This is a genomic window from Filimonas zeae, from assembly GCF_014641615.1.
GTDB lineage: Bacteria > Bacteroidota > Bacteroidia > Chitinophagales > Chitinophagaceae > Filimonas > Filimonas zeae.
The window spans coordinates 361,252-373,715 of record NZ_BMIB01000003.1 but is presented as its reverse complement, the minus strand read 5'-3'; the positions used below and the strand labels follow the sequence as shown (position 1 = coordinate 373,715).

Annotated in this window: 16 protein-coding genes; all 16 read right to left on the bottom strand. The window is 44.3% G+C overall.

Annotated elements, in window-relative coordinates; genetic code table 11:
- Positions 1–4: 4 nt before the first annotated feature.
- The 16 genes from IEY13_RS14560 to IEY13_RS14485 all read right to left on the bottom strand — a co-directional run bounded on the left by IEY13_RS14560 (position 5) and on the right by IEY13_RS14485 (position 12,405).
- Positions 5–295 (bottom strand): DNA-binding protein, encoded by a 291-nt coding sequence (locus IEY13_RS14560; protein WP_188953337.1) that lies wholly within the window; start codon positions 293–295, stop codon positions 5–7.
- A gap of 154 nt (positions 296–449) precedes the next feature.
- Positions 450–632, bottom strand: coding sequence for a hypothetical protein (locus tag IEY13_RS14555; RefSeq protein ID WP_188953335.1), 183 nt, complete (start codon positions 630–632; stop codon positions 450–452).
- 325 nt (positions 633–957) lie between these two features.
- Entirely contained in the window at positions 958–1,860 is a 903-nt protein-coding gene (locus tag IEY13_RS14550; RefSeq protein ID WP_188953333.1) for a hypothetical protein, read from the bottom strand.
- 11 nt (positions 1,861–1,871) lie between these two features.
- Positions 1,872–2,141 (bottom strand): hypothetical protein, encoded by a 270-nt coding sequence (locus IEY13_RS14545; protein WP_188953331.1) that lies wholly within the window; start codon positions 2,139–2,141, stop codon positions 1,872–1,874.
- A gap of 22 nt (positions 2,142–2,163) precedes the next feature.
- Positions 2,164–3,036: a conjugative transposon protein TraN gene (gene traN, locus IEY13_RS14540; protein ID WP_188953329.1), complete on the bottom strand. Its 873-nt coding sequence runs from the start codon at positions 3,034–3,036 to the stop codon at positions 2,164–2,166.
- A gap of 29 nt (positions 3,037–3,065) precedes the next feature.
- Entirely contained in the window at positions 3,066–4,415 is a 1,350-nt protein-coding gene (traM, locus tag IEY13_RS14535) for a conjugative transposon protein TraM (protein WP_188953327.1), read from the bottom strand.
- A gap of 4 nt (positions 4,416–4,419) precedes the next feature.
- Positions 4,420–4,884, bottom strand: coding sequence for a hypothetical protein (locus IEY13_RS14530; RefSeq protein ID WP_188953325.1), 465 nt, complete (start codon positions 4,882–4,884; stop codon positions 4,420–4,422).
- 18 nt (positions 4,885–4,902) lie between these two features.
- Entirely contained in the window at positions 4,903–5,520 is a 618-nt protein-coding gene (gene traK / locus IEY13_RS14525; RefSeq protein ID WP_188953323.1) for a conjugative transposon protein TraK, read from the bottom strand.
- A gap of 11 nt (positions 5,521–5,531) precedes the next feature.
- Positions 5,532–6,800 (bottom strand): conjugative transposon protein TraJ, encoded by a 1,269-nt coding sequence (gene traJ, locus IEY13_RS14520; protein WP_188953321.1) that lies wholly within the window; start codon positions 6,798–6,800, stop codon positions 5,532–5,534.
- Between the two features lie 33 nt (positions 6,801–6,833).
- Entirely contained in the window at positions 6,834–7,460 is a 627-nt protein-coding gene (locus IEY13_RS14515; RefSeq protein ID WP_188953319.1) for a TerB family tellurite resistance protein, read from the bottom strand.
- A gap of 11 nt (positions 7,461–7,471) precedes the next feature.
- On the bottom strand, positions 7,472–7,870 hold the full coding sequence (locus IEY13_RS14510; RefSeq protein ID WP_188953318.1) for a hypothetical protein: 399 nt from the start codon (positions 7,868–7,870) through the stop codon (positions 7,472–7,474).
- Positions 7,871–7,901: 31 nt separating this feature from the next.
- Positions 7,902–8,546 carry a hypothetical protein gene (locus tag IEY13_RS14505; protein ID WP_188953315.1) on the bottom strand — a complete coding sequence of 215 codons (645 nt, stop codon included), beginning with the start codon at positions 8,544–8,546 and terminating at the stop codon, positions 7,902–7,904.
- A 13-nt stretch (positions 8,547–8,559) separates the two neighbouring features.
- The gene (locus IEY13_RS14500) at positions 8,560–9,243 is read right to left on the bottom strand and encodes a conjugal transfer protein TraI (protein WP_188953313.1); all 684 of its coding nucleotides are present in this window, start codon (positions 9,241–9,243) and stop codon (positions 8,560–8,562) included.
- Between the two features lie 31 nt (positions 9,244–9,274).
- Positions 9,275–11,740: a TraG family conjugative transposon ATPase gene (locus IEY13_RS14495; protein ID WP_188953311.1), complete on the bottom strand. Its 2,466-nt coding sequence runs from the start codon at positions 11,738–11,740 to the stop codon at positions 9,275–9,277.
- 30 nt (positions 11,741–11,770) lie between these two features.
- A complete protein-coding gene (locus tag IEY13_RS14490; RefSeq protein WP_188953309.1) occupies positions 11,771–12,097 on the bottom strand; it encodes a DUF4133 domain-containing protein in 327 nt (108 codons plus the stop codon).
- 11 nt (positions 12,098–12,108) lie between these two features.
- A complete protein-coding gene (locus IEY13_RS14485; RefSeq protein ID WP_229687873.1) occupies positions 12,109–12,405 on the bottom strand; it encodes a DUF4134 domain-containing protein in 297 nt (98 codons plus the stop codon).
- Positions 12,406–12,464: the final 59 nt, after the last annotated feature.

Here is a 12,464-nt window from a genome sequence, read left to right as displayed (position 1 = left end):
TGCACTAAAATCTTCTTTTAATAGAAATCTTTAATTCCTCCATCAACTTAACAACATCAGCATACTCATAAAGTGCTAATCCTGTCAATAACGAATATGGAAGCATGCCATTATTTCGCATAGTCTGTAATGTCCCAGCAGATATTTCACCTAGCATATCTCGTACCTGATACGTTTTCAGCCATCGCCGGGGTGGTGTGGTTTTGACTTCTTCCAGTAAATTTTTTATTTCAGCCAGCAGGTCTGCTTTGAATTGCTCCAAATCCTGCTTAGTCACTATATCAATCGAACCCATAAAATTTGCCTATTAGTCCGATGTAAAGTCATCGGGTGAAAAGAAAGGGAACAAAGCTGCCGCAGCAGCCTCATTCCCATATTATCCCAACCTGTCACCTTATCGCTGGCGGGTTGCACTCCTGCATTGCCCGCTTCCTTTTCAGGTAAACATCTTAATTCCTGTGAAACGGGCTGGTATGGACGATCTCCGCCTCAAACAAGTCCAGCAATTCAAAAAGGCTGTTTGCCTGTAACAAAAGCCTGTTGCCATATATAGCCAGAAACTTTTCTACATCTGCCAGCTTTACTTTCATTATGATGTACTGGCTATTATCAATTAGCAGGAAGTATCGCATAACGGCAGATTAGAGGTTAACAAATTGTGCAAATACACCTGACTACCTAATATCGGATGAAAAGATGGAACGTACCGGATATATCCGAATGCGTTCAGCTCCTTCATGCACTTGTGGTAAGAATTGCGCTGCACCTTTGCTGCCTGCATAACCTCCCTGCGTGTGATATAGACAGGGTTACGGAAACTGTTTAAATTCCAGCACTGGAACAGCGCCATATATACAGATATGTGCATGCTGGTAATTCTATCATCCCGTCCAATGGCTGTATAAAAGCCGGTGAGTTGTGTAACATACATAACGCTCACTTTTAAAAATTAGAAAATCACCGCGCTAATTCGTCATCGCGTTTTTTGCCGGAAGGAGCGCCGGATGGCACAAACACCTTATCAGCCTCTTTGCTGAATACCGTTTTTTCCTCCCTTTCCTTCGCTTTCTCCGGCTTGTTTTCGTGGTACTGTAGTGTTTTATTTTCCGGTTCAGCAGTCACCCAGCGGGGCTTATAAATGGGCACAGTGTCTTTTTCGTTATGAACAGTAGCTACCGCATAGTCCATCTGGTCTTTAACAGTATCATAGCACTGGTAAGCAAACTTCATGGTAACACCGGTGCCGTTTACAGGTTGGCCGGATTCAAGCATGTTCGGTTTAACACCTTCAAACCTGCCTATTAAAGTATAATTGCTGCGCTCCGCCTCCGGCTTCTGCTTATCCAGCTGCACGTTATTGGCAAAAGCCTTTTCTGCATCGGCATAATTACCATGCTCAGAAATCACTTTAATATCATTGTGGGAAGTTTGCCTGTCCGTTTTGCCGGGGTGCGCCACCACTTCATACTGGTTAACCTTATCCTGAACGGTAACCGTATCCTGAACATGAACATAAATCGGCCTATCAGACATGAGTACATCTACCATTAAGGGTACTCTGCTTTTATCAAACCGTTCTACAATATTGCTTTGGCTGATCTGCTCCGTTAACTCGTTCTTCTGTATAGACTGATCTACACGAAACTGCGCGTTAGCCATAGAGTTATGTTCATACTCACCCGTATAACTGGAATGCTTCTGAACGTTTTCCCGCGCAGCATCCTCCGTTTTAAAACATTCCAAATCCCACCGCCGCAGTAATGGTTCATCGCCGGGATATACTACATACTGATTGCCTTTTGCCTGCTCCTTATCCAGAAAGTCTTTTATCTGTTTTAAATCCTCTTTCACAAATTCCATCGCACACGGTTTTAATGATTACGATTCTTTCTGAAAACATTCTTCACTGCGCTATCCAATGCCTGTAACATCTTATCAATCGTACAATACACAAACTGTTCATCGCCTATTGAGTTTTCAAAACAGTATTGCTTTGCATCGTATATAGCAGAAAAACATATCAGGTCATTTTTTGCCAGACGCGGCTGTGCTGCATCATAAGCCACCCAATGCTTACCGTCTGTGCGCTGTTCATCCAGAAAGACTTCGATAAATATGGTTTCCTCATATACAAAATCCATAACACAACTTTTACGGTAAACACTATGGCTGTAATAGCCTTGTTTTAAGAACAGCCGAACCTTTTATAGTCAGTTCCAGAAGTCTGCTGCTGTTTTTTTCGCCCAGCTGAATAATCAAACGCTGTTCGGCAGGTATGGTAAATTGCGGAAACCCTATTTCTATAGTACGGGACGTTTTACCCTCCACAATAATTTCCTTTTCTGAAAAAACAGGCTGTAACTCCGTTTCCTGTTGTGTTGTACGCTTCGCTTTTTTCTTATCCTTTAAAAAGAAACGGATAAACGAGGGCTGGTAATCCAGTAGAGAGTGGTTACTTACCTCCAAAGCAAACCACATCACCTTATCTTTTACATATATGCTTTTCAGCGCAGCGGCCACTTTGTTTGCTTCTGTCTTCTTATTAAGAAATGTGGGCGCATGTTTGGCGCTTTCTGCATCCGCTTGCAGGGTTTCATCACTGGCAGGCGCACCCGACAATTGTGCCGGAACCCTGTCAGGCCATGCAGTAAACGGAGCAATACTATCCGGCAGGAAAGAGAGATTTAAAACAGGTGGATATTCCGCATAAACAACGCGGAAAGAGTATAGCCGCCCATCGCCGGTAATAACACTCAGGTTGGTTTCCGGTATACTGTTTTGCGCTGATTTTACCTGTAAAACGTTTTCAACACCTTTTGCCTTTTGTGCCAGCAGAAACTTACTGCCCCTGTCCACACTCTTTATATTAAAGGGGAAGACGAGATTTGTTGTTTTATTGTAAGTAACCGGCAAATCCATTGCAGGAATTTCCCGGAAAATGGGCAGGCTATTAATCCCCTGCGCTGTTACGCTAAAAAAGGCTGATAGAAATAGCAAAGCCATCACAAACCTGTTACGCACTGTTTTCCTTTTCATACTTTGTTATTTTATGATTGGTAAATACTTTACTTGTTGTTATTGTCACGGAGCAATACACGGTAACCTGCTTTAATAGTTACCCGCACCAGCTTTACTTTTTTACTCAGTAAGTTTTTGGTAGCATCTATACCAGCAGAAGCTGCCTGTACTGCCAGTGAAGGATCTAAGGAAGTAAGACCGATCCCCTGTATAGTCTGATCTGTGGATTGTTTGGCAACGTCCCGTGAAATAGCGCCGGGCATATACATACCCTCCATGCCGTCCATATCAAATACAGATAAGGCCACAGGCAGAATACTATTCCTATAGGCAATGGATTTAATGGTAACAGTCAGGCGCTCCCCAATCAGCGCAGCAGCGCCATAAACAAAGGTGCCCGCCGGTATCAGCAGCCCGTTAATATAAATGTCAGTAGCAAGGCGCAGCTTTATAGTAGAGCCTGAAACTATGGTCTGCGTGGAATGTACCACAGCTTCTACCGCAGTCTTCCCTTCACCCTCATTACTAAGGTCGTCTTCCAGTGAATAAAAGGCATTTCCCTTTTCCACTATGTTAACAGCAAATACAGCGCTATCCGCATTTTGTGCTGTATCTGGCAGAGAGATAGCAGTTGCTTTACCTTCCAATAAAGAAACAGGCTGGCGTTGTTGGAGAGTAACAGGAAAAACCTGCGCCTTATGCGCTACAGATGTTTTCCTGATTTTCTCCTGCATCCTTTCCGGGTGCTGTATATCCAGAATCTTTTCCAGCATACCATTGAGCTGGTTTATTTCCGGGTCTTCTTCTTTGCCCTGTCCCATAACCTGCATCATGCTTTCCAGCCGGTCAATATCGGCAGAAGTCATTCCTGCCTGCGGCTGACTGATACCGGCGGGCACTGGTGCAGTTACTTTGGGTGTATCCTTTACAGATTGTTCCAGCTGGCTGTTAAGCTGGGCAATTTTCCGGTAAACTTTCGCCTCATTGTCATTTTTATAACCCGGTAACCCATAGGGTGACGGGTCATAGGACAAACGGGAACCAGTGACAGCGCTGGTGCCCACAGGGGTATCGGTTAACAGTTCTGCATTACGCTGTTTAAAATAAGGGTCAGTTTTTACCTGCGCTTTCCATTGCGCAGAATCCTTTGCTGCCTGCTCATAGAAGCTAAGTTTATTCCAGCTTTTCTGCTCTTTCAGTTTCGCGTCAGGGAGTGTCATGTTAATACCCTTATGCGCCTGTTCATTTTGTGCAACCGCTTTGGCTGGTGCAATAATGCCCAATGACCATAATACAAATGTGAATAAAGGAAAGGCCACCAGCGGGAAAGCCAGCAGGAATTTCTTCTGACGTTCAGCCTTTGTATTCATGGCCTGCGATGTATTCTGTGTTTGCATACATTTATTTTTTTGATGTTTGAAATAACCGGATAGCAGTCTTTACACTATCCATTAAGCCCGGTCTGCTGTTGGTAATACTGTCAAAAACCTTTCTGCCAGCTTTTGTTCCGGAAAGGCTGTCCATGTAGTGCTGAAAGGAAAGCATCCTTTTAACCGGTAGCGGTAACGGCTCCGTATTGCTTGTTTTGGGCTGATTAGCCGGTACAGGTATAGTAATGGCGGTAACCTTTATAGTCCTGCGCGGCATGTTAAAAGCACTGATAATTACATAGGCACTGCTGCTGCCGAAGAGCAGACAGAATGCCACCAGCAACAGGGTAAGTTTGCGCCTGCTGAAACCGGCTGTTTTGGCTTGCAGGAAATCTGCATACAACCGCTGCCGCCGCTGTATCGCCAGCGATACTTTTTCCCATGCACAGGTCAATACAGCAGCATTGCTGCGGCGGCGTTTGAATAGCTTCCACATAACAAAGGATTTTAATAGTTAGCGTGTTTCCAGTTTCAGGTCTTCATTACGCAGGGTGTTCCAGCGTTCGATCAGGAAACCATGCGGGTTATTATCAGACCGGCTCACATCACGCGCATATCCTTCTGTGACTAAAGCGCGGTATAGTGTACTGGTAGTGCGGATAATTTTCTGTGTAGCGTAACAGCGGAAGTAATACGGGTAAGCACTCAGGTTTACCTCCACACTATCTACTGTTATCCGCTGGCTAATATTGGCAGATATAAGATTAGAGTAATAGTTATTCTCCCGCAGGTTCTCATACTGTTTACGTGCGGAGCCATCGGCCAGATACAGTGCTTTTGTTACATTTTCCTGTATCACTTTTTCGTCCGGGTCAAGCGTAAAGAAAGAGGTGTGAAACGTTTTTACATGGTCGCGTACCTCCACTGCCACATTATCTTTCTTATCTCCGGCAACAGCTTCCAATATTTTACCATTCGCCAGCACATAGATTTTATTCTGTGTAATGGCCGCTAACTGATACCCTTTGTAAAGCGAAAAGCCACAAAGCAGTATACAAGCCACTACCACCACCATCATAAAAACCCTTACTGCCCTGAAAGCGCTATCTATATTTTTGAATTTTGTAAACATGACCGAAGTTTTTAGCTGATTTTACCACCTGTTTGATCGCCCTTTAGTTTATCCCATAGGTATGCGCCAGCCATACCGGCACCACGTCCTGCATTCTCATACATACTGCCGCCGTTGTTACCGCCTAACTTCTGGCTTAACTGCGCAGCACCATTTTCGGCCATGTTGCTGACATTGTTAATGGCACCAATGGCAGCGCCACCGGCAGCTATTGCTCCAGCGCCAGCCATAGCAACAGCACCGCCAGCCGCTTTGGTTACGGAACCGGTTAAATTGTCGCGGCCATCTACATGGATGATTTGCCCGGCAATAGTGGGCACGGCTAAATAGCCAAAAATGCCTATTATCATAAAAATCAAATAGCCTGCATCTGTTCTGCTGAAAAAAGTATCGCCCGTCTGGCTAACCTGTGAAATATCAATCTTCAACATATTCTCCTGAATCTTCCCGATCACAGCGCCGAAGATGTTAGCCACGGGCAACCACAGAAACACATTGAGATAGCGGGCCAGCCACTGTTTAAGCGTATGTTGAAAGCCATCGAAAATACTGATGCCAAAAACCAGCGGGCCTATGATCGCCAGCAGAACCAGGTTAAACGTTCGCATGGTATTTATGCAGAGAGAGGCGGCAGCAAAAAGCACTTGCAACACTTCCGACATTAAGGCTTTTATAGCATTGCGGAAGTTATACGATGCCTTTGCCATAGCGAAACGCACATCGTTGCCAATACTGGCAAAAATGCCATCACTGGCACTGCCTTCGGTATCTTCCGGGTGGGTATACTTATACCATTTATCAATATCACCCTGTCCGTTTTCCCCTACATACATATCGTAGAAGTCACTGTTTTTTACAGCCTCTTCCTTCTGCTTCAATAACTCCGTAATAGCCTTGTCTGAGTTTTCCACCATCGCGGCTGTTCCGGTTACGGTAGGCTTCATTACCGTTCCTATGATGTTAAGCACGGCTGGAAACATTGCTATAGCAGCACCTACCACGAAAGGCCGGAATAAAGGATAGAAGTCTATGCTTTCCGCATTGGCAATATGCCGCCATACACGGGAAGCGATATACCACAACGCGGCAAAGCCTCCAATACCCCTGCCTACCGCGATTAGCTGCTCGCATAGCGGCATCATTTCCTCCTGTAGCTGGTCAAGTACAGTATGCAGGCTTTTAATATCACCTGCCAGACTGCCATCATCCTGCGCATGGGAAATAAAAGGCAAAACCATCCCCACTATCATGCAGAGCATGATTCGTACACTCACTTTCATATCTGATTTTGTTTATTGCCCTTCCGGGTGTAATTAATTGGTTACATCGTATAACTTTTGCAAACGGCTGACTTCGCTTTGCTGCTTTGCACGCTGCACCGCCAGCACACCGGTAGTTTTGTTGAAATGCCGCAGGAACGTTAGCTTATCCTGCATATCATCATAGATGCCATCAATTGCCTTTAAACGTTCATCGTCTGACATACGTAACTGTCCTGCGGTAATGACGGTAGCCAGATCATCCAGATTTTTCAGCGATTTCTTGAAAAGGTTATCATAAACCTTATCGAGATATACCATTTCACCGTCATTGAACAGGTTACTTTGCTTAAATATGCCCGATGCCGATTTATACTCTTTTACAATACTGACCTGAAAAGCTATAATGTCAGCCACTTTACGGTACTTCTGAACAGTAGGGCTTACTTTTAATAAGCCATCCAAAAAAACTTCATGCAGGCTAAAGTTTCCCTGTGACAGATCACGTATAGTATTATAACCGCCGCTCACTATATCATATCCCTTTTTCATATCCGTTAAAATCTGCTTTAGCTGCGACAGCTTTTCCACGTTCAACAACAACTGCTGCACTTCAAATGACTGCGCGTGCGTTCTGCAAAAGCATAGGCCCATACATAGCAGCATTAAGAGTTTACGCATAGCCGGAGGATTTAATTTACTGGTGTTACGGGCACCGGTTTTATTTTGAAAATCTTTTTCACTTCTTCAATATCAGTAAGGCGCTTGCTTCTTTTCAGAACCAAAGAATCAAAGTCCTTTTCAAACTTCTTTATCCGGTTAGCATACCCCCGCATGATCGTATACATGCGGGTTAATGCTGATAGTAGTTCCTCTTCCGGTATCGGCTGTTTGGGAGCCAGCAGTTCTTTTACCTTTTCTATATACTGGTTTCCCTCTTTGGTCATATCCGCAAAAACAGAAACGATATAGCTATTTTCAGCATCTGTAAACATGCCTGCATCTTTTGACTTTTTAATAACTGCCGCCTGAATACCATTGATATAGTTACAGGCATCCACAATACCTGTCATCATATTTCCTTTGTTCATAATAAGTGGTTTGCTGAATTAAGAAATAAGGTTATAAACCAGTGCCCAAAAGGGATTGCAGCTTTTTACTATCCATGTATTCCTTTTGCCGCTGCGCTATCAGAATGCGGGCACCGCCGCCGAAGTGCTGCATGAACACATATATATCCTGCATATCCCGGCACACAGCACTCATTCTTTGCATCCTTTCATCGTCTTTCAACTCCAACTGTCCGTTTGTGGAAAGGTTGGTAAGTTCATCCATATTGTCCGAACACCTGTCCAGAACAACGGCAAGTACTTTCTGCATATACTGCTTATCCGCTGCACTCAACCATTCGTTAGGAAGCACTTCATTTTTTATGCTGCTGTATATCCGCATGATATTCGTCTGTAAGGCCACGGCATTGCTGGCTGCTGCATACTGCTGAACAGCGGGGCTTACAGTTTTAAGTGAACTGAAATAACCGTTATGCTGGTTGTAATCACCGGATTTAATGGAACCGATAGCGCCTAAGCCATTTTTGGCAATATCATAGCCCTTTTCCAACACCTTCATATATGCCTGATAGGCTGCTATCTGTGCCAGAGAATATTTGGTCTGCGTTTTTTTCTGTTTAAACCATTCCGCAAACGTCTGTGCCTGTAAGGCAGCGGCACATAACAGCAGCGCTGCCACTAGAAAGCTCCTTTTCATACACGTATATCTTTTATGGGGTGGTTAAACCGTATAGCTTTTTAAGCGTGATGGCATCCTGTAAATCCTTAGCCCGCCTGATACTCACCAGCGCATTTTCAGAATTAAAAAGCTTTAGATCGCTGTAGTTCTGTTCTACAGCAGCAGCGCAGGTGTTTATCATTTCCAACCGCTTTGCATCGGTCATTTGCGTACTGAAAGAATTGATTACAAGGGAAAGCTGGTCTATGTTTTTCACGGTGGCATCGAGAATGCCACTATATACCTTTTCCATATAGGTAAGTTCATCCGTAGTAAAATGCCCATCCTGCCGTATGATATTCCACGCCTTACTGTATTCCTGCACAATCTTAACCTGCATGCTGGTAATATCCTTTATGCGGTAGTAGTAGGTAATAATGCTTTTTACCTTGTACAACTCCTGAAAATAATCTGCATACAATGTGCGCTGCTTATCTACCCAGCCTGATATTTCATTCAGCTTTAATTGCGACATGGTATTCTCCACTGCTTTCTGCGCGTTTTGCAGCCAGATAGTTTCATTTTGCAGGCGCTGTACCTGTAAGTCCACCGCCTTTATCACTTTTTTTACGCCCGCCTTTATAATCTCCGCAACGGCAAGCTGTGCATGCGCTTTCTCCAATGGAGCCACTGCGGCCATTCCTGCTATTACAATCAGCAGTAATACCTTTTTCATGTAACTACGTTTTTAATGGATGATGTAATGTTTAGCGCTTACTTCTCATTTCAGCGGCCAGCATGGCAATACCTTTCTGAATGCTGCCATATTTGGCTGCATACTGCACCACCTTTACCTTTTCGCTTTCTTCTGTAGAATAGGCCAGATACTCTTCTGTGGATACTTCTGTCCGGTATACCCTAGACAACTGGCCGCCAAGAGAAATAAACACCTCTTTGTATTTACGTGAAGGGTCGTTTGCTTTATTAACAGACAATACCAGCGCTTTTTCTTTTTCTGTAAGCCCCAGCAATTCCTGAATCTGCGCAAACTTGTTCTGGTATTTCGATTGGTCTAACAGTATCTTACAATCACTGTTATTAATGATGGCCTGCTTTACAATGGGAGAAGAAATAATATCCTCCACCTCCTGAGTAACCACCATCGCTTCCCCGAAATACTTACGAACCGTTTTAAAGAGGTACTTGATATACTCCGCAAATCCCTCTTTCATTAACGCCTTCCAAGCTTCTTCTATCAGAATCATTTTGCGTACACCTTTCAGTTTACGCATCTTGTTAATGAAGACGGACATACAAATCAGCGTGGCTACCGGAAACAAAATCGGGTGATCTTTAATTGCATCCAGCTCGTAGATTACCAGCCGCTGTTGCAGTACGTCCAGATTTTCGGTAGCGTTCAGCAGGTAATCAAATTCGCCGCCACTGTGATAAGGACGCAGAACATAAAGGAAGTTGTCTATGTCAAAATCCTTTTCCTTTACTCTTTCTAGTTTCAGCACTTCCACAAAGTCTTTTCGGAGGAAGTCATAAAAACTATTGAAGCAGGGAAAAATGCTACTGTCCTTATCCAGCTTATCGTAATACAGTTGCAGGGCATTGGAGAGCGCCACATATTCACTGCGGGTAAACGGTTCCGTATCCTTTTTCCATAAGGCCAGCAGCAGCGCTTTGATGCTTTCCTTCTTTTCCGTATCCAGACTGTCGCCGTCACCTATAAAGAAAGGGTTAAACTTTATAGGATTCTTTTCATCGTAAGTAAAGTAGTAGCCATCTACCAGATCACAAAGCCCCTTATAGGAATGCCCAACGTCAACAAGTACAATATGCGCTCCCTGTTCGTAGTAGCTGCGCACCATGTGGTTTGTGAAAAAGCTTTTACCGGAACCGGACGGGCCAAGAATAAACTTATTCCGATTGGTACAGATACCCTTTGCTATAGGCTCGTCTGATATATCCACATGCACCGGCCTGCCGGTTAACCGATCACCCATACGAAGACCTACCGGACTGATAGAGGAACAGTAGTTACTTTCCAGATTGAGAAAGCATGCTGCCTGCTCCGCAAACGTGTCGAATGTATCATTAAGCGGAAAATCACCTGCATTACCGGGAATACCTGCCCAGAATATCTGCGCTGCACCGGCGGTTTCCTGCTTTGCCACAGCATCCATCTGCGCCAGCGCGGAGGATACAATGTTTTTCAGGTCTTTTAACTCCGCTTCATTATCCGTCCACACCAACACGTTAAAATGTGCTTTCACCGGCAACCGCTGTTCGCTGATAGCTTCATTCAGAAAAGCATTTACTGCATCCCGTGATATAGCATTTTCCCGTGAATAAGCAGCCAGCGACTGCAAACGCAGCCGTTTACTTTCCAGCTTTTTGATAGTCTTTGCGCTGTCTTCAATAAACAGGTACTGGCTATATATATGATTACATGGCAGCAGCTGTCCTAATGTAGAGGCAAAGCCTATAGAAAACTTAGTCCGGTCTGTGGAATACTTATCGTAGTTAATCCGTGAGCCGCACATGGCAGGTAAATCCTCACCGGCAGAAAGCGTGTAAAGCTGTGCATGCTGATCGCCCACACGCAGGCCATGCTTCAATTCCATATCCTTTACTAAAAAGGAATCGTCCCTTTCAGAAAGGAAGCAATACTTTTCAATCAATCCTATCTTCCTGTCCTGACTTAACAGATCATCATTACCCAACCGCTTTAACTTGATAAACCCGGTATCTTCCAGTATCCGTTTAAATTGCCCCACACTGTCCAGAAAATCTTGCAGCATTACCGCGTTGATAGTTTGCTCAGGAGCCAGTGACGGTCTTATCAGGTTGGAAAAAAGGGAACTGCCAACTTTCCTGCCGTCAGGCTTTTTGGTAAGCAGTATATAACAGGTATGATCGAGGTAGGGCCGCTCATTAAAATAAAACTCACTGCTGCGGCTTAAAAAGCTGGTATCCTCTTTTGTAAAATCTGCCTTATGCTTTGATTGTATAAACCAGTCCTGCTTTTGAAAAACTGTGAACTTCGGCAGCACCTTTATAGCCTTTATAATACCCTGATGCAGCGTTTCATAATCTTCATTGGAGAGAGAAAATATTTCAGGCAGGCTGCATTCAAAGGCTACGGTAATATCCCCCTGTTTAGACACAATGCAATCATGTTCTATGTCCATAATGGGTAGCACATCTTTTAACCACTTTTCCATCTTTCACATTTTGCTGTTTCATTAATCAAATTAGCTGTTCACCGGTGCTTTCTTAAAAACCTTTCTGTCATTACATTTTATCAGCGTGGGTATGCTTCTTTTGGCAACCTGTTTCATCATACCATGCTCACCATATTTGCCGCTTAACTTATACACCCGTGCGAAAAGGAAACCACCTGCTGCCACTGCAATGCCGATACAGATAAAGGAGGGCACGCCGATAATGTAGAGTATGGCGAACAGCACCAGTAACGCCACAATGCCACCGCCGAGATACCAGATATACTGCGCACGTAATCCCTTAAACTCAATACTCTTATTGACACCCTTGTTAATTACATAGACACTGTTTGCCATACTCACTTTTTTTACTGGATGCCAAAAAAGGATTTTAATACAGTAGCCACGATAACCAGAAACACACAGCTACCAAACCATGCCGCAGCAACAGAACCCGTTTCGGGCGCTCCATTGCTCCATTTCTGGTATACACGAACAGCGCCGATCAGGCCAAGCACACCACCCACTGCATACATGAGGTCACAGCCCACACCAAAGTAGCCGCGCACCTTTTCATTTGCTTCCTGAATACCGGCAGAACCATCCTGCGCATACACAGCCATGCTGCTTACAGCCAACACGGCAGTCATTGATGCCCATAGCATCGCCCTTTTGCTTTTTTTAAAGCAATTCACAACACACATTTTCATACTCACCTTGCTTT